Genomic DNA, 24,328 nt, shown 5'->3' on the forward strand with positions numbered 1-24,328 from the left:
AGATAAACCATAGCTGGTAGGCAAAATATTAGTGAGGACATGGAGGACATTATGGGAAGAGATCTGTTAAACGATGATCAAGCCGGAAGATTATCCTTGACTTCTAAGATTTTTAACATCTTAAGAGATGATATATTAAATGAAAAATATAAAGAAGGCGAAAAACTTATAGAGGCAAAGCTGGCAGAGGAACTTGGAGTGAGTCGTACTCCTGTAAGAGAGGCCCTTAAACAACTGGAACTGGATGGAATCGTAGAAAACATCCCAAATAGAGGCGTGGTGGTCAAGGGGATCACAAAACAGGATATTCAGGATATTTTTACAATTCGTATTGCCATAGAAGGTATTGCGGCGGCTTGGGCCGCGGAAAGAATCACTGATGAAGAGATTCAAAACTTAAAAGAAATCTTTGAATTAATGGAGTTTTATGCTTATAAGAAGGACTTGGAAAAGGTGGCAGAGTTAAATACCCGTTTTCATGAAGCCATCTATCGGGCAACAAAAAGCCGATATTTAGAGCAGGTACTGAGGGACTTCCAGTATTATATGAAAAAAACGAGAAGAAGATCCCTTCAAGTGGAGGGTAGAGTAGAACATGCCCTTAAGGAGCACCGGGAAGTACTGGAGGCCTTCATTGCAAGGGATAAGGAAAGGGCACAGAAAACCCTATCAGAGCATGTAAACAATTCAAAGAAAAATGTAGAAAGACTACTGAGCAAGTAGTCTTTTTTTTTTCATCCTAAGGACGATTCTTGTCAAAGGAACTAGTCCCCTTGACAGATTTGAAATATTCTTTTACAAAACTTTGCCAGATCAAGAATTAACCGTTATAATAATATTGAGAAGAATTGAAATATTTAACAAAAATTTCTTTTATTGGTGTGACAGAAAGAAGGGTTTTGATGAAAAGGGAATGGGATGTGGGGATTTTAGGAAAAAGAAGAGGGATAATAGGTCTGACTCTAGGGGTAGGACTTATTTTTTGCGTGTTTTTTTTGTTTGTAAGTCAGTCCTTTGATGAAACATTATTTCAGGTAGATCGCGTATATGACCATATTGAGGAACTGGCTAAACCTGAGTACGAAGGGCGGCAGCCCGGAACAGAAGGGAATCAGCGGGCACTGGAATACGTAGCTGATTATTTTAAAGAGATTGGTGTGGTACCGGGAGGTGAAAATGGTACCTATTTTCAGTCCTTTGAAGCAATGGTTCCTTATTACAGCATTGAGCCCTTTTTTTATGTACTGGATCAGAGGGGAGAGGTTATTCAGCGTTATAGAATCCGTGAAGATTATCGGGATTCTCATCAGGGAAGAGGCTTTGTTGAAGGTGAGTTGATGTATTTAAACCAGCATATGATCTTTTACGAAAGTGAAGTGCTGAAAGATAAAATTGTTTTAGTGGATGTCCTGCTGCGGCAGGAGGACGTCCAATATGCAAAAAAATCAGGAGTAAAAGCTATTGTCTATACAGTTTATAAAGATCGATGGATTGTGGCGGAACCAGTCAAGATGACGAAAGCCTCAGGCAATATAATGAGGCTGGATGATGAGGGGATCATTATTCACGGAATGGAAGTGCCTACATTTATGCAGCTAAAGAGCTACGCAGATAGGGGCTGCCGTAGTACTATCGGTTATGAATATGCATTTCGAAAGGTTAAAACTGCCAATATATTGGGAAGGATTGACGGAAAAAACAAGGATGGGGGCTATATAGTTTTCTCTGCCCATATTGACCATGTTGGGAAAGAGTATGATGGAAGATATTTCCCCGGTGCTTTAGACGATGCCTCTGGTATGGCCATGGTGATGGAGCTGGCAAGGGTGATAAAGGAGCAGAAAACTCCACCAAATAAAACCATTCTCTTTGCAGGCTGGAATCATGAAGAAGGCGGGATTGTAGGATCCAATTACTATGTAAATCATCCCATCTATCCTTTGGAAAAAACTCAGGTCATTCAACTGGATTGTATCGGCTTTAGGGGTATGCAGGAATTGCTCTTTGCTTCCGGGGGAAGAAAAGGGGAAATACTGCGCAGCCGATTCCGCCAAATAGGGGAAATATCCAAACTTAAAGTTACAGAAAATAATTTTATGGCCAGTGATCATGCACCTTTTGTGCAAAAAGCTGTGCCGGCAGTACTGATCATGGACAATTTATGGAATATAAAGGAAGAAAATCCTTTACATACCTATGGGGATACCACCGATGTCATTAGCAAAGAGAACCTTGACAAGGTAGGTGGTGTTCTTTTGTCCTATATTCAGAACGAAGCCTATGGACAGGGCTTTATTCAGGATTTCTATCCGCAAGAAAGACTGCTGTTGAGTCTGCTGGCCCTCGTTGGCATTTGTATTTATTTGGTTTATCGTCTCAATCTTGTTATGCCTAATCAAAGAATTGGAAAGGCTGCTATTGAAGATATCTATTATTCCGTACCCTACCGATTGACTGCGAAGCTGTTTCACTATATTTTCCTTATAGGTACGGTGACTTTTTTACTGGTCTTTATCTCCAATATTCCTACGGATTTTAATTTGCTAGTGGAAAATGGAGAGATCTATACAAATTTTTCTATCTCTTTGATTACTCAAAAAAGCATTCTTTATATCCGGGATCTCTTAACAGGGGGGTTGGGAAAGTCATTAAGAAATATCAGTGTGCTGCGGATTATTCAAACATCTTTTTTCAAAAGTATGAAGCTAATCTTAAGTACCTTGTGTCTTTCTGTTGTTATTGGAATGGTAAAAGGAATTCTGGACGGATATAGGGATAAAGAGAAGGGCAGCCTTCGAGCCCTCGGTACCATTGGGGCTTTGTCTGTACCGGATGTACTGGTTGTGATGATCGTTCAAATTCTTATGGTTTGGATGCATAAGCAACAGATTTTAGAACCCATTATGGTTACAGAGACCATGCGTAAATTTGTCATTCCTCTCATCTGCCTATCTGTAGTGCCAAGTGTCTATATCTCCAGGATTACGGCAGTAGCCCTGCAGGAGGAAATGAAAAAGGATTATGTGAAAGCTGCAAAGGCCAGAGGGCTTTCACGAAATAAGATATTAATTTCCCATCTTTTGATAGGGGCAGTCATGAAGGTAATCGATTCTCTGGTTTCAGTTATTCCTATTCTTTTATCCAATCTGATACTGGTAGAATACGTCTTTCATTATCCCGGCGTGATTTATATGCTGTTGAAAGCTTATCAAGAGCAGGATGCCACTACCTTTATCGGTTTAGCCTTTGCCCTTGGCGGCATGTATGTGCTGTTTAGTTTAGCTTTTAAAGTAATTGCTTATGGGATAAATCCTCTAAAAAGGGAGGGAGCCTATTGAAAAAAGTAAATCTGCCATTATACATAGGGTCGTTTATTTTGCTCATGCTCATCTTCGTGCTGATGTTTCCGGGGCTGTTTACAGAGGTTAACCCCTACGCTACTCAGACCTTAAAGACCTGGAGTCAGGAAAACGGAGAATTCAGTCTGGAAGCACCTCCTTTCCCGCCCTCTAAGAATGCACCCTTTGGAACCGACGAAATGGGCCGGGATTTATTAAGCTTTATCGTTCATGGTACCAAAATCACCATGACCATTAGCCTGCTGGTTGTTTTAGGTCGGTTTATGGTTGCACTGCCTATAGGAATGGCTGCCGGTTTTGGCAGCTACCTTGCAAAAACAACTATTGAACAATTTAGCATTATTTTTAGTGCCCTCCCCGCTTTATTAATTGGTGTCATTGTTTTGAAAATGAACTTTTTTGCAAATCTATACCGTGAACAATCTATCATCGCTTTTGTAGTGGTTTTAACCTTTATAGACTGGGCTAAATTAGGAAAGCTCATCATGGAAAGAGTCCAGGAAATATTGGCGAGACCTTTTATAAAAGGCGAGATTGCCATAGGAAAAAGCAGACTTCAGATTGCCATGGAAAGTGTAGTACCCCATCTGGCGGCAGAGCTGGTTGTATTGTTTTTTATGGAAATTGCCAGGGCCTTGACCATGATGATGCAGTTTGGCATATTTGGTGTTTTTGTAGGAAATATGGGATTTATACTGGACAGTGAAGGCGGACAGATTACTTTTATGAACATTAGCTTTGAGCCCGAGTGGGCCAGTCTGTTGGGAAGTGCTAAGAACTATGTCCGTACAGCACCTTGGATCATAATTTTTCCCGGTCTTGCCTTCTTTGTAAGCATCTTAGGATTTAACCTCCTGGGAGAAGGTCTAAGACGACAGCTGCAGGAAAGAGATTCTAAGCTTTTATTTTGCCTGCGGAAGCTTTTCCGGCTCAGATCCTATAGGTCTATATTGCTTCAAGGAAAAAAGCTGTATCCATTAAGAAGAAAAAAGGGGATAATCCTGGCTCTATTTATCGCTTTACTGGTTTTGCTTCTGCTGAATCCTATACCTAACCCATTCCGTCATGTAGATGCTGCTCATTTTTCCTTTGATGCAAAGGATCAGGTATTGATCGGAACTTCTGAAGCTAAGGAGAGGGCTGAAGAAATTGCCAGAGCTTTTGAGCAAATGGGATTAGTTCCTATAGGGGAGAATGGCTATATACATACCTATATTACGGAGGAGCTTTATGTACCGGTGCAGACTTCTTTTGAAATAGGGGTTTGCGGTGCAGGAGAGACAGCATTCCGGCATGAAGAAGATTATAGCTTTGACAGCTTTAGAAATCTGGATATCAGAGGAACTCTTTACGATGCTTCAAAGGAGGATTTGCTATATCCCCTGGATTTTGAGAGATTTCGAGGACAATTTGTACTTCTCGATAGTCAGATATATTCGCGGAAAGCACGGGATTTTCTTATTGACAGACTGATCCATCAAGAGGGTATAAAAGGTGTGTTCTGTGCTTTAGCGGAAGGTGAAGAACTGCCTTATAGCGGAGGAAAAGACCACCATGAGGGTGCTGTGGTGTGGATAACGAGGGAAACTGCCAAGCAGATGCAGAAAGCTCACTGTCAGGAAATTCATTTGACACTAACTAGCAAAAAATTAGAATCGGTGGGAAGAAATGTTTTGGGAATGATACCCGGAAAAGATAAAAAAGTAGGGGAAGAAGCCATTTTAATAGGCTTTGGCTATAATTATAAGGATTCAAATCAACAACTGGGAAATCAGAGGCTGCTGTTTGCTTTAGAAATAGCCAGACAACTGATAGAGCGAAAGGATCAGATGAATAGAACCGTTATTTTTGCCTTCTGGGACGGAACCATGACAGATGCCTATAACGGATTAAGGGCTTATTGTGTAAAACCCCTATATAATCCGGAGCGCAGTGTGCTCTATATAGACTTAACCAAGCTAGAGACCGGCCGTTCAGAAGCTGTTTCCTACAGCGGCAGGCAGGCACCGGTTACCCGCTATTTTGCATTTCGATTTAATCATCAACTGAGTGAAGTGCTTCGAAAGAAAAAAGTTCAACAGAGAGAGTATCCCGTGGATATGCATATCGAAGCAAAGCAGGATAACTATCTAGATAAGATCATGTACTATGAGGCCAATATTCCCACCATCATTTTAGGACTTGAGGCTGGTCGCGAAAATGGAGAAAAGGGTGTAACCTTGGATCAATTAGGAAGCTTGCTGCTTGAAACCATAAATAAGAATCTTTATTAAGGGAGGTCTGTAAATGGATCAGAATAAACTGCTTAAAGTGAAAGATCTTCGAATTTCCTTCCCTTATAAAAAGGAGAAGCTTCAGATTGTCAGAGGTATAGATCTAGAGGTCCATTCGGGAGAAATGATTGGAATCCTTGGAGAATCGGGCAGTGGAAAAACCGTATCCTCTACTGCGGTATTGCGGTTATTTCAGGAGGCTGATGGAGTTGTGGATTCAGGAGAAATCCTCTACAAGGGGAGGAATCTGTTAAGCCTTTCGGAGAGAGAGATGAACAAGATTCGGGGAAAAGAGATTGCCTATATTTTTCAAGATCCGACGGCCTCTTTAAATCCTTACCGAAGAATTGGAAAGCAAATGATGGAAGCAGGGCAAATCCATGGAATAAAGCTTACAAAAGAAATAATACAGCAAAGAATGGTGGATGTGGGTTTAGACCAGCCAAAGGTGATTTATAATATGTATCCCTTTCAGCTAAGCGGGGGACAGTGCCAGCGCATTGTTATCGCCATGGCTCTTTTGACAGAACCACAGCTGATCATTGCCGATGAGCCTACAAATGCGATTGATGCTTCCCTTCGGAAAAAAATTTTATCCTTGCTGAGGGATATTGGTATAAAGCATGGGACGACCATGATGGTGATTACCCATGACTTTGATGTAGTAAGATTTTTATGCAGCAGAGTAGTGATTCTGTACGGGGGACTTATTATGGAGGAAGGCAGCATTCAGGAGGTTTTAGAAAGACCTGTGCATCCTTATACCAGGGAACTCCTTTATTGTGTAAATTCCCTTCATAATGGTAAATCCACCTTATATTGTCTCGAGGGAAAACCCCCAAGTCCCTACGAATTTGAAAATGTATGTCCCTTCTACGACCGCTGCAAGGAGCGGGAAGGGCTCTGTAGAGAAGGGATTCCTCCTATGGTAGAGCTAGGAGAAAGAAGAGCAAGGTGCATCCATGTCGAAAGGCACTATAAGGAAGGGTGATGGGATGAATCAGATTTTGCTGGAGGTTGAAAACCTCTCTAAACACTATACATTGAGAAAAGACCTGCTTTCTCCAAAAACTGTCATTAAAGCAGTAGATCATATTTCCTTTTCTGTCTATGAAGGGGAGACCTTGGGTTTAATCGGAGAAAGCGGTTGTGGAAAAACAACTATAGGGGAATTGATTCTACGGCTTAATAAAAGGGATACGGGAAAAATATGCTTTCTAGGACAGGATATTGCAGCAATAAAAGAAATAGAGATGCGAAAGCTCCGAAAGGATATGCAGATTGTTTTTCAGCAGTCCCAGGAAACTCTAGACCCAAAAGCTGCTATTGGCGAGCTGCTGGCTGCACCCTTGAGGTTACATAGGATTGTACCAGAGGATGAAATAGAGGGGGAAGTGGTAAGGCTCTTAAATCTAGTGGGATTGCAGCCTCAGGATCAGCATAAGCATACCTATCAATTGAGTGGAGGACAAAAGCAAAGAGTAGGTATTGCCAGGGCTATTGCATCCCGGCCGAAGTTTGTCATTTGTGATGAACCGGTTTCTGCCTTGGATGTTTCGGTACAGGGGCAAATATTAAATCTGCTGAAGAGCTTGAAGCAGGAATTGGGATTGACCTATTTGTTTATATCTCATGATTTAAAGGTGATACAGCATATTTGTGACCGCATTGCGGTGATGTATAAGGGAAAAATCGTGGAAATTGGGTCAGCAGCAGAGCTAATACAAAATCCTAAGCACGAATATACCAAAAAGCTGATGCAGGATTTATTATAAACACTCCTTCGGGTGTGTTTTATTATTACAAAGAGCTTATTAAAGAAATTTAGGAATGCTAGAAAATTTTAGAAACCCATGAAGATTGCAGGAATATTATATAATTTGTCGAAAATATTTTATAATCTATTATGCCCTGTACAAAGGAGGAAAATCTGTGAAATCTATACAAAATAAATTGATTTTGATTACATTGGTTTTAGTGTTAGTTCCCTTATTGGCATCCAATGTCCTTGGATTTTATTTTATCTCCAAGGATCTAAAAGAACATGCCCAAGAGGATCAGATCATGGTAGCTAATACCATTGCAGACAGTGTGAGTGCATTTATTGAGAAAGCCTATACGATTACGGAGCATTTGGCAAATGATCGCCATGTTATAAGCTTTAATGCTGAGGAGCAAACCCATACACTGGTGGGAACAGTACAGCGGCATCCATACCTTGAATTATTATACATACAAGGCACCGATGGTATGCAAACCGCAAGATCCTCCGGAAATCTTGGAGACCGGTCCAACCGCTGGTGGTTTATCCAAATGATGGAACAGAAAAAGCCCTTTGTGAGCAAATCCTATTACTCGCTTACGGGGAATAAACCGGTAACCTCCATATTTTTGCCTATATATGATGAAGCAAAAACTTTTGTAGGGATCATAGGGGCAGACCTCAGTTTGGATGCCTTGCAAACACTGGTCGAAAAACACAGCCGTGATGGGAGCTATGCCTATATTATTGATGGAGAAGGGGTTGTGATTGCACACCCTGATAAATTGCAGGTATCAGAGCTTTATAACTATAAAACCCACGAAAAGACAGTGCAGGTAAGAGATGCGCAGGGAAATGTGGTAAAGGATGAAAAGGGGAATGAAAAGACAGAGATTCAACCCATTACAATACCCGCTAAACTGAAGGAAATAACAGAAAAAGTATTAGCGGGTGAATCAGGGATAGCGGAGTATGAGGATCTGAATGGCGAATCGGTGATCAGTGCCTATCATAGCATCCGGCTGCCGGGTCAATCTGCACCCTGGGCCGTTATTACTGTAGAGAAAAAGGCAAATGTTCTAGCCATGACTCATGCAATGCAGCGGAGAAATCTGTTGATGGCAGGCGTCCTTGCAATGATTGTTATACTCATTACCTATTTTGTATCGAAAAGTATCACCAAGCCGATTACAGGATTGATGGTATTGATGGAAAAGGCATCGAAGGGAGATCTGACGGTAACCAGCAGCTACCAATCTCAAAATGAGCTAGGAAAGCTTAGCGAGAGCTTTAATCGCATGATGAAGGGTATGACAGGATTTATACGGGAGATCCAAAATACGGCTGCCCAAGTATCCGGCACCTCCGATTTGCTGGCATCTACCACGGAAGATACGGCAAAATCTATCGAGGAAGTAGCCAAAACCATATCAGAAGTAGCTAATGGTGCCAATGATCAAGCCTCTGAGGCTGAGAAGGGAGCTGCAGCGGTGCAGAGCCTTTCCGCTGAACTGGACAATATGGCAGCCCATATTCAAGGAAGCAGCAAATCCTCTAACCAAGTATATCAAGCCAACCAAAAAGGCTTGGAGGCTATTGAAATTTTAGAAGAAAAGGCGAAGGAAAATAACCGTGTAGCACAAAAAGTAGGAGAGGTAGTAGAAAGCTTGAGCCGGAAAGCTAATACCATTGGAGAAATCGTAGAGACCATTACCTCTATTTCAGAGCAAACCAACTTGCTGGCATTGAATGCTGCCATTGAGGCTGCAAGAGCAGGAGATGCGGGAAGGGGCTTTGCGGTGGTTGCGGAGGAAGTAAGAAAGCTGGCAGAGAATAGCGCTCAGTCCAGCAATAATGTAAAGAATATTATTACTACGATACAACAGGATATAGAGAAAGCACAGCAAACCATGAAGGATTCGGAGATCGTTGTAAGTGCACAAAATAACGCGGTAAATCATACGAAGGAAACCTTTAGAATCATCGACCAAGGAGTAGCGGGAATCGTTTCTAAGATCGAAGAAATCACCCAATCCCTCAATCAAGTGATGGAGAGCAGAAATCGGGTGATGGCAGTGATAGAACAAGTGTCGGCAGTTTCAGAAGAAACAGCAGCAGCAGCCCAGGAGGTATCAGCAGCGACGCAACAGCAAAATGCAGCTACAGAGCAGGTAAATTCGCTGGCTGAGGAAATGAACGAAATGGCTAAGCGTATGGAAGCAGCCATCAAGAACTTTAGAATTTCATAGATCATCAATAGCATAGCCATCAGCAGCACAATCCCTGCTGGTGGTTTATTTATGTTTTTCTTTGGAAAGCAAACATTGACATAGTCAAATTTGCTCTGTTGTGGTAAAATAAAACCATTAATCCGATTGACATGTTGACGCTGTTCTTGAGATCGATGGAATACAGAGAGAAAGGAAGATTCTATGTTATCAGAAGAGAGACGTCAAAAAATATTGGAGACCTTAAAAACTGAGGAACAGGCAGTTACAGGAGGAGAATTGGCAAAAACCTTTGATGTAAGTCGGCAGGTGATTGTACAGGATATTGCAGTTCTTCGTGCCCAAGGCTATGAGATTTTGGCTACGGCCAACGGGTATATGCTGCCAAGGCATCCGAAGGACTATCGGTATATTAAGGCCATAGCCTGCAGACATATGGGTTATAAGGAAATGGAAGAAGAGTTGACGATCATGGTGGATATGGGAGCAAAAATTCTTGATGTGGTGGTAGACCATCCTGTATATGGTAAAATTTCAAGAGAATTGATGATTTGCTCGCGGATGGATGTTAAAGATTTTATGCATAAGGTTAAGACCCAAAAGGCAGAACCCCTGTCTTCACTGACTGGGGGAGAGCATATCCATCACTTGGAGCTTTCTGGAGAAAGGGCCTATCAGTTGATGGTAGATGCGTTGAAGGAGAAGGGATATTTCTTAAGAGAGGGTGCTTCTTTATAAACATAGGTTATAAAACAAATCAGGGATTGCAAAATCCACAGAGATTTGTTATATTTTTACCATGGGGTGACAAGACAGGTGATGTGCAGGTGATTGACATAAGGAGAAAGGCCTATTTATGCAATCAAAGGATATGTGTATAATCTGGGAAAGAACGCAAAAAATGATAAGGTTAAAAGAAAAGGAAGGGATTTGAAATCATGACGGAACAAGGGTTGATCGAAGGGTTGAAGAAGCTAAGAGAGGAAAAAAATGCCATCATTCTGGCGCATAATTACCAGATACCTGAAATACAGGATGTTGCTGATTTTGTTGGAGATTCATTAGAGCTGGTACAGCAGGCCGCTAAAACCGATGCAGCAGTGATTGTATTGAGCGGAGTCTATTATATGGCAGAGAGCGTCAAAATAGCAGCGCCTGCTAAGAAGGTATTACTGCCGGTGTTGGATGCCGGCTGTACCATGGCCAATATGATCCAACAAGAGCAGCTGCGGGTCTTTCGTATGGAGTATCCGGACATTCCCATTCTATGTTATATCAATTCTTCTGCAGAGGTTAAGGCAGAGAGTGACCTTTGCTGTACTGCCTCTAATGCAGTAAGTCTGGTGAGGGGAATGAAAGCAGATAAAATTCTATTTGTGCCGGATCAAAATATGGGAAGCTACATTGCTACGCAGGCACCGGATAAAGAAATCATCAGTTGGGATGGTTTCTGCATGACCCATCATATGGTAAGGCCTGCAGAGGTGGATGCTAACCGAAGCAGGCATCCGGGGGCTTTGGTGCTGGTACACCCGGAATGCACTGCTGCTGTCGTGGAAAGGGCTGATTTTGTAGGAAGCACTACAGAGATTATCAATTATGCCAGACAGTCCGAAAAAAAAGAATTTATTGTGGGAACTGAGATGGGGGTTTTACACCGACTGCGTAAAGAGAACCCTGACAAGAAATTTTACTTACTATCACCTGTGTTAACCTGCTTTAATATGAAAAAAACCGCGTTGACAGACCTATATTGGGCCTTGGAGAAAGAGCAGCACGAGATAAAGATCCATGAGGATATTCTTGAAAAAGCACGGCTTTGTATGGAAAAATTGTTTGTATAAACTGGATTAAAGATTGCAATAGACAATATTAAGGATGGGGGTTGAAAACAAATGCAAGAAAAGCATTTTTCCTTTCGTGATTATATTACTCAAGCATTAAATGGAATGGCCCTTGGATTATTTAGCTCCTTGATTATCGGACTTATATTAAAACAAATTGGTGATTACACGCAGATGGAAACCCTGTCTGCCTTTGGCAGAATGGCTCAATTCTTAATGGGCCCCGCCATTGGTGCGGGGGTAGCCTTTAGCGTCAAAGCCAGTCCATTAGGAATTTTTGCCTCTATTGTTACCGGTGCCATCGGTGCAGGAACCTTCTCTCCTGCTGAGGGAGGCGTTTTTGTAGCAAAGATCGGCGAGCCTGTAGGGGCTTTTGTGGCCGCATTGGCAGGGGCAGAGTTTTCCAAGCGTATTGCTGGGAAAACCAAGGTAGATATTGTATTGGTACCGGCGGGTACGATTCTGTTAGGTGGGATAGCGGGATTGTTCATTGGTCCCGTAATGACCCAGGTTATGAAGGGCTTAGGCGGTCTCATTAACAGTGCTACAGAACTGCAGCCTATTCCTATGGGGATCATCGTAGCTGTATTGATGGGGATGATTTTAACTCTGCCCATCAGCAGTGCGGCACTGGCCATCTCTCTAGGCTTAAGCGGCCTGGCGGCAGGGGCCTCTGTCACTGGCTGTGCAGCCCAGATGGTGGGTTTTGCCGTAGCCAGCTACCGTGAAAACGGTATGGGGGGATTAATTGCCCAGGGCCTGGGTACCTCCATGCTTCAGGTACCAAATATCATACGAAACCCTATGATTTGGGTTCCGCCGACTTTAGCCAGTGCGATTTTAGGTCCTATCTCCACCTTTATTCTGAGAATGGAAAACAATAGTGTTGGGGCAGGAATGGGAACCAGCGGCCTGGTAGGACAATTCGGCACAGTGGCAGCCATGGCGGGAACCCAGTCTACCGCCATGATTCTTGGCAAGATTGCCATCCTTCATTTTATCTTGCCGGCTGTATTGACATTGATTATCTCTGAGTATATGCGCAAAAAAGGCTGGATTAAATTTGGTGACATGAAATTAAATCCTTAGAAAAACTTTCCTCCTGATAGTATTTATGGGTATAATAATACTGTTAGGAGGTTTTTTCATAAGACAATAACAGGGCTTCTACGTATATAAAATATAGAGAATGGGTTATACCGAAGTTTATTGATACTAGGGTATAATTCTTTAATGCAGTAGAAAATAAAAGACCCAAGAGAGCGGCTCTTTGATCCTTTTGCTATCGTTCTTAGCAAATGGAGATAAAAAATGGGTGTAAAAACTTGCATGTTTGAACGGAGTGAGTTTGCAAGTTTTAGCATTTTTTATCGGAGTGAGCTTTAGAACGAACAAAAGGGCAAAACTAGCGAATCTGGGTTTTTATTTTCTGGGTATCCCATATAGGGAAATCCCGTAGAGAATGGAATACAGTGTCTAAATGAATAAAATAGGGGTGAAGTGACTTGAAACACGGAAAACGGGTGTTGGTGTTTGTGGGTATTGGGGCAGTGATCATTCTGTTGACATCCTTTACCACCATTATCAATTTTATTACAGACTATCAATGGTTTAAAGAGCTTGGATATGAACAGGTCTTTCTGACGAAGCTGATGACACAGTTAAAGCTTGGCATTCCTATCTTCATTGTGCTGACAGGGCTAATCTATTTTTATTTGCTGTCAATTAAAAAGGACTATTATAAGAAGGTCAACGTCATAACCGCCGCTTCAGATGAAAAAAGAATGAATCGTGTGGCTCTTTTGGCCGCTGCCTTTGTTTCCTTCTTTACCAGCATGGCTTTTACAGGAAGCTTATGGTATGAACTGCTGCAATTTTTCAATGCGGCACCATTTCCTACTACAGATCCTATCTTCGGACGAAACATTTCCTTTTATATGTTCCAACTGCCATTGATTCAACGGATCTATTATATGCTGATCAGCTTTATTGTATTGATGGCCATACTTACTTTTATTTTCTATATCATTCTGCTGAGCATCCGGAGTCCTAAAGTCTTTGAGGAAGCTCCGGAAACAGGCACCATCAGGATGAAACGGGGAATGCCTATTTCAGAAGGCAAAAAGTTGCTGGATATCGCCATCCGCCAGGTAATGCTCGTCGGGGTAATTTTCTTTTTAATACTGGGTCTCGGCTATTATCTCAGAACCTTTGAACTGCTGTACTCTCCGAGAGGGGTAGCCTATGGCGCCAGCTTTACCGATGTCCGTGTAACCCTATGGATGTATCGGGCATTGGCGGTTTTATCTCTTCTATCAGCGGGATTGTGGATTGCAGGCATCAGAAAAGGAAAACTGAGGCAGGCTCTGTTGGGACCGATCATGATTATTGCCATCGGCATCCTTGGCAATGGAGCAGCCATGGTAGTGCAAAATTTTGTGGTGGCTCCGGATGAAATCTCCAAAGAGCGTCCCTATCTGGAATACAATATTGCATTTACGAAAGAGGCTTATGGATTAAATAATATCGAAATTCAGGATTTTCCTGCAGAAAATAATTTAACCCGCGAGGACCTGGAAAGAAATCAAGAGACGGTCAGAAATATTCGGATTAATGACTACCGCCCCACGCTGCAGTTTTATAATCAAAGACAGGGAATCCGTCCCTACTATCAGTTCAATGATGTAGATATTGACCGATATAGTATCGATGGTCAGTATACCCAGGTCTTTTTATCTGCCAGAGAAATAGATTCAAAGCGTGTCAATGAGCAGTGGATCAATCAGCATCTAAAGTATACCCATGGTTATGGGGTGGCCTTATCCCCGGTGAATACCATTACAGCTGAGGGCTCCCCCAGGCTGCTGGTAAGGAATATTCCACCGGAAACAGATATTCGGGCCTTAGAGGTTACACGACCGGAAATCTACTTTGGGGAGATAACCAATCAGTATATTATTACCAACACCAAGGAAAAAGAGTTTGATTATCCCCAAGGGGAGCAAAATGCAGAGGCTGTTTATGAGGGAACTGCAGGAATCCGTCTGGGGGGATTGAATAAGCTGATCTATGCAATCCGGCAGGGAAGTCTAAAGCTCTTGGTATCAGGAAATATCACGGGAGAAAGCCGGATTCATCTCTATCGAAACATCAATGAGAGAGTTAGAAAAATCGCACCCTTTATTTACTATGATGAGGACCCTTACCTGATCATTGATGAAGGAAAGCTCTATTGGATGATCGACGGCTATACCGTCAGTGAGAACTACCCCTATGCAGAACCCTATGTAGGGGATCGGGGCAACTATATCCGCAATTCAGTAAAGGTTGTGATTGATGCTTATAATGGTACCACTACCTATTATGTTGCTGATGAACAGGACCCGGTAATACAGACTCTAGGGAAGGTGTTTCCGCAGCTGCTGACACCGATGGATCAGATGCCGGCGGGTATCAAAGCCCATATTCGCTATCCCCAGACCTTGTTTGATATACAGGCAGAGGTATATCGAACCTATCATATGCGGGATATAGATGTTTTTTATACAAAAGAGGATCTGTGGGATATCGCCCGTGAGATGTATGAACGAAAAGAACAGGTAATGGAATCCCACTATAATATCATGAAGCTGCCGGGAGAAGAACAGGAAGAATTCATCCTATCGATTCCCTATACACCGAAGAATAAGCCAAATATGACAGCCCTGCTCATGGGGCGGTCCGATGGAGAAAACTATGGGAAGCTGATGCTCTACCGTCTGCCAAAACAGAAGAATGTCTATGGACCTATGCAGATTGAGTCTAAAATTGATCAAGATACCAATATCTCTAAAGAATTCTCTCTTTGGGGACAGCAAGGTTCCAGCTATATTCGCGGAAATCTGCTGACTATTCCTATTGAAAATTCTCTGCTCTATGTAGAACCCATCTACCTGAAAGCAGACAACGAAAGCAGCTTGCCGGAGGTAAAACGGGTGATCGTATTCTATGGTGAGCGGATCGCCTACGAGGAGACGCTGGAGGAAGCTCTGGAAGTACTGTTTGGCAAAGCAGCAGAGGCGCCGGCTCCAGGCCTGCAGTCACCACAAATCCCCGATGCTGAAGAGGGCGAAGAGGATATTCAAGCACTGATCCGCAAAGCCAATGAGGTGTTCAATAGGTCCCAAGAGGCCCAAAGAGCAGGAAACTGGTCAGAATACGGGGCGAGGATTGAGGAATTGAAAAGTATCCTGGAGCGATTGAACCAAGGAGCTCAATAGTCTGTCATTATATTGCTAAAAAGAATTAAACTGTGGAGAAGGGATCCTGTGCCCTTCCGTTGAGTTAAAAAAGAGACCGTTCTTTTACAGAACAGGTCTCTTTTTGCACTAAAAGAAAAGATTAAATAAACCGTTGCAGATCAGATCAATGGGAGGCTCCATAACACGGTCCAAGACATTGGGATGATCAGCAAGGAAGGTAGATGAAAAGGATTCAATCAAGGGAGCGGTGTATCATTTTTGTATTGATCAAACTGTTCGTTAAAGACGATTTCAGCTTCTTTTAATTTCTTTTCAATATACTCCTGAAAATGATAAGTTCCAATGACTTTTTTAAGTTTTTCCTCCCCAAGCTGCTGCTTAATTTTGTCATATACATGGCTTTTGTATGCTTCCTCTGTCTCCAAACCAAATAATTCCATTTCCCTTATCTTTGCGTATCTGTAATAATACTGATAAAATATATTGCTTTCAATATCCTCCCTAATCTGAGCTTGGTAGGCCAGGTAGGCTCCCTCCACTTCTTTAGAAGAAGGATTTAGGTCCCTTGCCTCCAGTTCTTCTGCGATAACTGCTTTCGTTAAAGCCTGTTGATAGGCATAGAGGAGAGTTTGTTTTTTTAGCAGATTTTCATAATTGTCAATTTCCTTTAATACAAAATATTTCAGTGTGTTTTTTTCCTCTGCAACAGCTAAATTCTGAACCGCTGCTCTAGCTTCATTGAGTTTTCCCTGCTGAATCAAAAGAATAATATCATCTACTAGAGAAGGTCTGATTCCCAGAAGCTCTAGCTTTGGATAAATATTATTTCGAAAACGATTATATTCGTAAAGCTGTTTTTCCAGCTGGAGGAACTTAAACTGAGTCTCTACTGCTTTCACGGTAATAACATGGCCGTTAATCATGGCTACCTGATCAGGGCTTAAGGTTTTCTGCTCCGAGCAGGAAACTAAAAAAGCTGTAAGGAGCAATACAAAACATAAAAAAAATAGACGCTTTACCCCCATAACAAAAATCCCCCTAAAATAACTCTCATATTATAGACGGAATTTTTGGCAAAAGGTTTCACTTTATACAAATAAAAAAACCTAATCACTTAGGTTTTTTAGGATATAAGTAAGGAGCGTATTCACAAAATAATTGGGACTAACGACTACGTAAAAATTTTAGCTCTTCAATTGTCATTTGATCTAGTTTTTGTGCCATCTGGGAAAATTCTTTTCTTTGAATCACACCTTTATCGATCAGTATCTCAATCATCGTAGCAATGGCTAAGGTATTGCGATAATCAACTTCCTTTAAATCACCGATTTGAGCATATAAATCAATGTCATGCATGGATATTCCCCCCTCTACTTTCTTTGCTACTTGTAATTATAGGCAATGGGACAAAGTAATATACATTTTTTTTGTAAAGACACTAAAATAATAGAGAGTTCATATGAGGTATCAAAACCGGAGATTATTGCATAATATGAATATAATATAAATATAATCCTTAGTACAGGTAGATTACCCTGAAAAGGGGGGGAATAGATGGATAATCAAAGGGTACTTACAACAGGCAGCTATTTTTGGATGCTGACAAAGATTTTTTTTAAATCCTTAGCAGCCTATTATTTTCAAAGAGATGACGATCGATTGGAAGCGTTATATTATGAAACTTTAGATCTTCATGAACAATATATTGATATCTATTGTGATGAGGAAGATAAAGAAGAACGTCTAAAGGAAAAAGTTTATGAAATGTTGGAGCTCATCCTCTTAAAGGAGCAAAAAGATATATTGCAAATGAAGAGCTCTGAAAAGACATTTCGGGGGTTAAAGCTGAAAGAAAACATTATTCATGATATCTATGTAGAGCTCTGGCTGCTGGGACAAAACCTTTGGCTATATACCTTTGGGGGCAGGGATCAACAGGAGAATATTATACCCTTTGATATTGAAAATCCACATTTGCTGCGGATAGATCAAGTATATCACGGTTTAAAGATACAGCGGGTACCCGGACTATTATCCATGCTCTATGCAAAAGAAAAAGAGAATAAAAAATAAGGTTCTTGCCAAACTAATGGTAATATGTTAGAATATTTTAAAATATGGAAAAGACTGTGAAGAGAAATAGTAAATAGTTCAGTTTGTGTAGAGAGCCGGTGGTAGGTGCAAACCGGTGAAATTGGCTATTGAATCCGTCTCGGAGTTGTGGACTGAAAGAAAGAGTAGGTCCAAACGGGTGCGACCGTTATATCGCAGCAAAGAGGATTGAAGGAATTCAATCAATTTGGGTGGCAACGCGGGAATATAACTCTCGTCCCTATCATTTTGGGACGGGAGTTTTTTTACGAAAAGCGATAAGGAGGTAGGTCAAATGTTAGATTTAAAACGCATTCGAAATGAGTTGGATTATGTTAAGGAAAGAGTGATGTCCAGAGGACAAGGGGACTATGGCTTGGATCAAGTAGTTGAGCTGGATGAGAAACGCAGAAACCTGCTTCAAGAAGTGGAACAAATGAAAAACAAGCAAAATACGGTGTCAAAGGAGATACCAAAGCTTAAAAAAGAAGGAAAAGATGCTTCTGCAGTGATGGAAGAAATGAAAGAGCTGTCAGATAAAATTAAGGCCTTAGACGAAGCGGTAAAAGTAGTTGAACAGCAAATTCAGGAAATATTGATGGGGATTCCCAATGCACCTCATCCAAGTGTGCCTGCAGGACAAAGTGATGCAGATAACGTTGAGGTGAAAAAATGGGGAGAGCCCAAACAATTTGATTTTGAACATAAGGCCCATTGGGATATTGGTACAGATTTAGGTATTTTAGATTTTGAAAGAGCGGGAAAAATTACGGGAACCCGTTTTACCGTGTACAATGGATTAGGAGCTAAGCTGGAGCGAGCCATTATAAACTTTATGCTGGATCTGCATACAGGTGAGCATGGGTATACAGAGATTTTACCGCCTTTTATGGTGAATCGTGCCAGCATGACCGGTACGGGGCAGCTGCCTAAATTCGAAGAGGATATGTTCCACATTCCTGCGAAGGATTACTTCCTGGTTCCAACGGCAGAGGTACCTGTGACGAATTTATACATGGATGAAATCCTGGATGCAGACCAGCTTCCTATCTATCATACAGCTTATACCCCATGCTTTAGAAAAGAAGCGGGCTCTGCAGGAAGAGATACCCGAGGACTTATTCGCCAGCATCAGTTCAATAAAGTAGAGCTGGTAAAATTCACAAGTCCTGAGACTTCTTATGAAGAGCTGGAAAGCTTATTAGCGGCAGCTGAAGAGGTATTAAAGCGATTGGAGCTTCCTTACAGAGTGGTGAAGCTTTCAACGGGAGACTTGGGTTTTAGCTCTGCCTGTACTTATGATATAGAGGTGTGGATGCCTAGCTATAACCGATATTTGGAGATTTCTTCCTGCAGTAATTTTGAAGATTTCCAGGCCAGGAGAGCCAATATACGCTTTAGACCTGAACCAAAGGGCAAGGTAGAGTTTGTCCATACCCTTAATGGTTCCGGCTTAGCTGTAGGCAGAACCTTCGCGGCCATCCTGGAAAACTTCCAGCAGGCCGATGGCTCCGTGGTTATCCCTCAAGCCTTAAGACCTTATATGGGCGGCATTGAAATGATTACAAAATAAATGGGAGCAGACTGAGACATTTATCTCGGTCTGTTTTTTTTTTGCAGTTTTGCAGGATAAAATAACATTTTTTTCAGGTAAACGATTTCACGGAATAAAAGCAGTTGACGGGTGAATCACAGATAAAATATGATATAAATAAACATCAGAGGGCATCGCAAGTAGGGCTCTATTTGAAGCAAAGGTTAAAAATAGAGGGGGAATGAAGGCTATGTTTAAAGGAATTGCAGCATCTCCGGGAATTGCCGTAGGGAAGGCGCTCGTACTAAAAAAGGAGAACATCATTATTGAACGAAAAAAAGTTGATGATCTGGATAAAGAGAAAAGCAGATTTCAAGAAGCGGTAAAGGTATCAAGAGCACAGATAGAGATGATTAAGGAAAAAGCAGGAGAAGAGCAAAAAAGCATTATGGATGCTCATATTATGATCTTGGAAGATCCGGAGCTTTTAGGCAATGTAGAGGATAAAATTCAGTCGGAAAACATCAATGCAGAAGCTGCCTTAGATGACGTACTAAATCTATTTATCACCATGTTTGAAAGCATGGACAATGAGTATATGAAGGAAAGAGCCGCAGACATCAAGGATGTGGGTCAGAGATTGTTAATGAATCTATTGGGAAAAGAAATACCCAATTTATCTGTGTTAAAGGAGGAGGTCGTGTTAGTAGCCCATGATATTACCCCTTCGGATACAGCTCAAATGGATCGGGAAAAGGTATTGGGCTTTATCACCGATATCGGAGGACGAACTTCCCATAGTGCTATCATGGCCCGTTCCATGGAGATTCCTGCAGTATTAGGCTTAAAGAACATAACAGAACAGATCAAGACAGGAGACCAGGTGGTATTTGACGGTGACGAAGGCGTGGTACTGGTCAATCCGGAAGAGACCGTAGTAAAAACCTACTTAGAAAGAAAAGAAAAAGAAATGGCGGCAAAGAAAGAGTTAATGCAGCTGGTAGGCAGTCAGAGCCTATCTTTAGATGGCAGGCGGGTAGAGATTGGCTGCAATATCGGAAATCCACAGGATGCTAAGAAGGCCCATGAAAACGGGGCAGAAGGCATTGGTTTGTATCGTACAGAGTTCTTATATATGGACAGAACAACGTTACCTTCAGAGGAAGAGCAGTATCAAGCCTACAAGGCGGTGCTGGAGATCATGGGAGAGCGCCCTGTGGTAATCAGAACCCTGGATATCGGAGGAGACAAAGAGCTCCCCTATATGAATATGCCTAAGGAAGCCAATCCTTTCCTGGGCTACCGGGCCATCCGGATTTGCCTGGATCGAACAGATATTTTTAAAACACAGCTGCGGGCACTGCTGCGGGCAAGTGTTTATGGCAATTTAAAAATTATGTATCCCATGATTTCCTGCGTGGAGGAAATCCGGGGAGCCAATCGTATATTGGAGGAAGTAAAGCAGGAATTAGACAGCCAGGGAATAGCCTATGCCCCTGATTTTGAAGTAGGAATCATGATAGAGATTCCTTCTGCGGCGGTGATTGCTGACCTATTGGCCGATGAGGTAGATTTCTTTAGTATCGGCACCAATGACTTGATTCAGTACACTACGGCAGTAGACCGTATGAATGAAAAGATATCCCATCTATACAATCCTTTCAATCCTGCCGTATTAAGATTGATCAAGACCGTTATCGACAGCGGCCATCAGGCAGGCATCTGGGTAGGCATGTGCGGCGAGGTTGCGGGAGACAAGCGACTGATTCCGGTACTGTTGGGAATGGGTCTGGATGAGTTTAGTATGAGTGCAGGATCTATCCTGCCGGCCAGAAAGCAGATTCAGGGACTTTCCTATGAAAAGATGAAAGGCTTAGCAGAGCAGGTGCTCAAGATGAAGAGTGCCGAAGAGATTGAGAAGTTTGTTGCGCAAAACCTATAAGATAAACCCGCCAAATGGCGGGTTTATCTTATGCCTAAATAATGAGCTATATTGGCTTTAGAGTCCTTTATTCCGCGAATTTTTGGAAGTTTGCAGGTCATAAGGGTGGTCACCCCGGGACCATGGCCCATTTTAACGCAATCACTGTGGACCACGACGCCAATAGATACAGCTCCTTTTAAAAAGCCCCTGCCATAGCTGTTGTCGCAGTCCTGAAGCAGCACAATATCCCCAAACCGAAGGTCATTTAGCCCAAAGGCAGCATTTGCTCCCGCATCTGCTGTCATAATGTCATAATCTCCGCTGACAGCTGTTACAGCGCCAATACCGGAGCCCATCAGATAGGCCGGAACCTCTGTTACTACCGGAACCTCCAGTATTCCATCCTTGCCGATGTGAAGTTCCATTTTTTCTAATAAGTTGGGGTCCATATTCATAATCATGACTTCCGGCAGATCAAGGAGTTTTAAACCCTGTCCATAGGCCTTTATCAGAATTTTATCCCCGATGGTCATATTTTCTAAATCCTTTTCATGAAAATAGATCAACACATGATCAATTCCTCCATGAGTTCCAGTCACAAAGCCCTTTGCACCCTTTGCATCACCGCTGACGACTTTGGCTTCATTGCCTACACAGGCTAGAAGATTGAGTCCGCCATTGGGCCCCGTTTCCGTCAATTTGATGCTCACTCCCGGTTCTACATGGTCTCCGGCCCAACCCATGGCAGGATCACCTACCTGTACATTATAGGTGATGCCCCCGGTAGCGGGCAATATAAGCGGTGCACCTTCATGGCTGATACGGTAAGGATAAACCGCAACAGGATGAGCAATCTGCCCCTGAACCGATTGCATGACGACTCTGTCTTTATTAGTTTTAATCATATCCCATAAGCCCCCTTTACACATAAGAATATTGATGTGATAGAATATTCTATAAAAAAAAATAAACCCCTTTTCCCACGAAGGGCAAAAGCATGATAAAATAGAAAAAATGAATAATAAAGATGAATCAGGGCTGCCTAAGCAGCAGGATTCATGCACAAAACAACAGGGGGGTTTGGGACGTGCCAAGACTCAGGGGGAAGAGATGCCTTATATGCATAATTATTATATTCATGTTTATGACGGTACAGGTTCACAGCAGCGCTACAGCTTTAGAAGCCTTCAATCAAGAGTTTGTCAGAAGCCAATCAAAGGATTTCCAGTTGGTGCCAGTCTTTCAAGATGCCCGGCAATTTGCCCAGGCTGAAGAAAGGGTTTACGGGTGGGATGTGGTTCAAGGAAAACAACCGATGGGGAGGCTGACCATGAACCAGTATCGCTTGGCCAACGGAGATTTGTATTATTATCTGCGTTATTTGCCCCAGCAAAGCGACAAGCGATCTTTGATGCTTTCCATACCCGTAGAACTTACAGATTTTACATACCGTTATGTAACTTATCCTTTGGGTTATGACTTTTCAAAGTCTCAATGGTCAGAAATAGTGAGCGGAAACAAGGAAACAAAACTGCCCAAAGAATCCATGTATATTGACGATACAGCAGCCTCCTATTATCTCAGCTATATCGACGTTTTCGAACTACAGGATAAAGGGGTAAAGAAGGAACGATATGATCTGGGAAAGGCCCTTCGGATAGGGGATGAATGCCTTCTTCTGGAGTTTCCCAACATAAAGGGGACCAGTGTGGAGCAGTGGGGGGTTTTATCACAGGAGAGGCTGGTGGATTGGGAAGATTCTATGGCACCAATCCATTTGCGCATGGCGGATTTAAACCGTGTTCGAAAGCAGGGCCAGGAAGGAATCTATTATTTTACACCTAGCAGCTATTATCCTACCTCACCCACCAGCTTTTGGTTTAATCCGGCCCACCATATTGGAGAGTTGTTTATCCGTACAGAGGGAGCCAGATTTTTCGAAGACTTTGGTTTGGTTTCCCTTTATAAAGCGGTAAGATCACAGAATCAAAGGGGTTATTGGTGGTCTACTCCGCGATCCAACTGGCTGATGCAGGATTATGGTATCGACAGCAGTTTTTATGACACTCGATTTTCAACGGATGCAGCTATTTTTTTGTTAAAGGGCTATGATAAATATCAGGATCCTGTATTCTTAGAGGCAGGGAAAAAATATGGAGACTACCTGCTGCAATTTGCTGAGAATCATCATTTTGAGACAGTCAACGGAGGTTGGTTGATAATGGATTATGGACATGATATGAAGCCTGAGGCTGTAACCCATGTTTCCCTCAATCATCTGGTGACAGAAATGAACTTTTTATATCATCTATACATATTAACAGAAGAAGAAGCTTATTATACATTGGCGGGAAAAATCAAGCAGGCAGTCAAAGATACCCGTTTTAGCTGGATTAAGGAAAACGGCGATCTATGGTATGCCTATATGACAGATGGTACCTATGGAAAGCAGGATTATCCTGTACTGACATTAAAGGATCTGCGCATTAGCCAGGGATTTTTTGAAAAAGTAGACGGATACCGGGACGATGATTTTGAAATGCTGATTCTGAGTAAGGAAAACTATCTAAAGGCCAACAATTTACCCCTATGGTAGTAGGATGAAATAAAATGATTTGGTTAGACTGCATGATAAAGGAGAAGGGAAATCTAATGATTTTGGAGGTGGATACATGAAAAAAGTAGTGCTTTTTACCAGCAAAACCTGACCCCATTGCTATACAGCGAAGGAGTATCTTTCGCAAAAAGGAATTCCCTATGAGGAACGGGATATTCAAGAGGATCTAAGGGCCAGGCAGGAACTGATGAAAAGAAAAGTAATGGGAGTGCCTGCATTCCTAATTGGTGAGGATATGGTAGTTGGTTTAGATACAGAAAAGATTGAAGCTTTATTGGATTTTACTATTCAATCCTGTCCAGGCTGTAGGATCCGTATGCGGGTCCCCAAAAACAAAGGGACACTGATGGTGACCTGTCCCAAGTGCAGGCACAAAATGAAAATAAGTACATAGAAAAGCCTACGGCGTGTGCTTCGCTAGGGGAATCTAGTTCCCCTTCGACGGCTGCAAAGCA

At 42.2% G+C, this 24,328-nt stretch carries 18 protein-coding genes and 1 other annotated feature; of the genes, 15 read left to right on the forward strand and 3 right to left on the reverse strand.

Going from position 1 to position 24,328, the window contains the following annotated elements; genetic code table 11:
* The first annotated feature begins 51 nt into the window (after positions 1-51).
* The 10 genes from BUB56_RS09970 (at position 52) to BUB56_RS10015 (ending at position 15,725) form a co-directional block, all read left to right on the forward strand.
* The gene (locus BUB56_RS09970; protein WP_110941174.1) at positions 52-723 is read left to right on the forward strand and encodes a GntR family transcriptional regulator; all 672 of its coding nucleotides are present in this window, start codon (positions 52-54) and stop codon (positions 721-723) included.
* 179 nt (positions 724-902) lie between these two features.
* A complete protein-coding gene (locus BUB56_RS09975; protein WP_110941175.1) occupies positions 903-3,338 on the forward strand; it encodes a M28 family peptidase in 2,436 nt (811 codons plus the stop codon).
* Complete coding sequence (locus tag BUB56_RS09980) at positions 3,335-5,632, forward strand: hypothetical protein (protein ID WP_110941176.1); 2,298 nt, start codon at positions 3,335-3,337, stop codon at positions 5,630-5,632. Before BUB56_RS09975 ends, BUB56_RS09980 begins: the two co-directional genes overlap by 4 nt.
* 13 nt (positions 5,633-5,645) lie before the next feature.
* Complete coding sequence (locus BUB56_RS09985; protein WP_110941177.1) at positions 5,646-6,623, forward strand: ABC transporter ATP-binding protein; 978 nt, start codon at positions 5,646-5,648, stop codon at positions 6,621-6,623.
* 4 nt (positions 6,624-6,627) lie between these two features.
* Positions 6,628-7,407, forward strand: coding sequence for an ATP-binding cassette domain-containing protein (locus tag BUB56_RS09990; RefSeq protein ID WP_190014392.1), 780 nt, complete (start codon positions 6,628-6,630; stop codon positions 7,405-7,407).
* Positions 7,408-7,564: 157 nt separating this feature from the next.
* Complete coding sequence (locus BUB56_RS09995) at positions 7,565-9,643, forward strand: methyl-accepting chemotaxis protein (protein ID WP_110941179.1); 2,079 nt, start codon at positions 7,565-7,567, stop codon at positions 9,641-9,643.
* A gap of 183 nt (positions 9,644-9,826) precedes the next feature.
* Positions 9,827-10,360 carry a transcription repressor NadR gene (locus tag BUB56_RS10000; RefSeq protein WP_110941180.1) on the forward strand — a complete coding sequence of 178 codons (534 nt, stop codon included), beginning with the start codon at positions 9,827-9,829 and terminating at the stop codon, positions 10,358-10,360.
* 200 nt (positions 10,361-10,560) lie between these two features.
* Entirely contained in the window at positions 10,561-11,466 is a 906-nt protein-coding gene (gene nadA, locus BUB56_RS10005) for a quinolinate synthase NadA (protein WP_110941181.1), read from the forward strand.
* A 51-nt stretch (positions 11,467-11,517) separates the two neighbouring features.
* The gene (locus tag BUB56_RS10010; protein WP_110941182.1) at positions 11,518-12,555 is read left to right on the forward strand and encodes a PTS sugar transporter subunit IIC; all 1,038 of its coding nucleotides are present in this window, start codon (positions 11,518-11,520) and stop codon (positions 12,553-12,555) included.
* Between the two features lie 416 nt (positions 12,556-12,971).
* The gene (locus BUB56_RS10015; protein ID WP_110941183.1) at positions 12,972-15,725 is read left to right on the forward strand and encodes a UPF0182 family membrane protein; all 2,754 of its coding nucleotides are present in this window, start codon (positions 12,972-12,974) and stop codon (positions 15,723-15,725) included.
* 218 nt (positions 15,726-15,943) lie between these two features.
* Here the strand turns inward: BUB56_RS10015 and BUB56_RS10020 are convergent, their stop codons facing one another.
* Entirely contained in the window at positions 15,944-16,732 is a 789-nt protein-coding gene (locus BUB56_RS10020; RefSeq protein ID WP_110941184.1) for a hypothetical protein, read from the reverse strand.
* Between the two features lie 139 nt (positions 16,733-16,871).
* Positions 16,872-17,063: a hypothetical protein gene (locus BUB56_RS10025; RefSeq protein WP_110941185.1), complete on the reverse strand. Its 192-nt coding sequence runs from the start codon at positions 17,061-17,063 to the stop codon at positions 16,872-16,874.
* Positions 17,064-17,261: 198 nt separating this feature from the next.
* On the opposite strand from BUB56_RS10025, the gene BUB56_RS10030 reads away from it, so the two are divergent.
* The 3 genes from BUB56_RS10030 to ptsP all read left to right on the forward strand — a co-directional run bounded on the left by BUB56_RS10030 (position 17,262) and on the right by ptsP (position 21,274).
* Positions 17,262-17,780, forward strand: a complete 519-nt coding sequence (locus BUB56_RS10030; RefSeq protein WP_110941186.1) for a hypothetical protein — start codon at positions 17,262-17,264, stop codon at positions 17,778-17,780.
* Positions 17,781-17,827: 47 nt separating this feature from the next.
* Positions 17,828-18,044, forward strand: a binding site (T-box leader).
* A gap of 49 nt (positions 18,045-18,093) precedes the next feature.
* A complete protein-coding gene (gene serS, locus BUB56_RS10035) occupies positions 18,094-19,371 on the forward strand; it encodes a serine--tRNA ligase (RefSeq protein ID WP_110941187.1) in 1,278 nt (425 codons plus the stop codon).
* 211 nt (positions 19,372-19,582) lie between these two features.
* Positions 19,583-21,274 (forward strand): phosphoenolpyruvate--protein phosphotransferase, encoded by a 1,692-nt coding sequence (gene ptsP, locus BUB56_RS10040; RefSeq protein WP_110941188.1) that lies wholly within the window; start codon positions 19,583-19,585, stop codon positions 21,272-21,274.
* A gap of 23 nt (positions 21,275-21,297) precedes the next feature.
* On the opposite strand, the gene BUB56_RS10045 is transcribed toward ptsP, so the two are convergent.
* The gene (locus BUB56_RS10045) at positions 21,298-22,161 is read right to left on the reverse strand and encodes a DUF4438 domain-containing protein (protein WP_110941189.1); all 864 of its coding nucleotides are present in this window, start codon (positions 22,159-22,161) and stop codon (positions 21,298-21,300) included.
* A 182-nt stretch (positions 22,162-22,343) separates the two neighbouring features.
* On the opposite strand from BUB56_RS10045, the gene BUB56_RS10050 reads away from it, so the two are divergent.
* A complete protein-coding gene (locus BUB56_RS10050; RefSeq protein ID WP_190014394.1) occupies positions 22,344-23,852 on the forward strand; it encodes a hypothetical protein in 1,509 nt (502 codons plus the stop codon).
* Between the two features lie 76 nt (positions 23,853-23,928).
* Positions 23,929-24,267, forward strand: coding sequence for a glutaredoxin family protein (locus BUB56_RS19900; protein WP_110941191.1), 339 nt, complete (start codon positions 23,929-23,931; stop codon positions 24,265-24,267).
* Positions 24,268-24,328 lie beyond the last annotated feature (61 nt).

The sequence above is a fragment of the Geosporobacter subterraneus DSM 17957 genome (genome assembly GCF_900142145.1).
In the GTDB taxonomy this organism is placed as follows: domain Bacteria; phylum Bacillota; class Clostridia; order Peptostreptococcales; family Thermotaleaceae; genus Geosporobacter; species Geosporobacter subterraneus.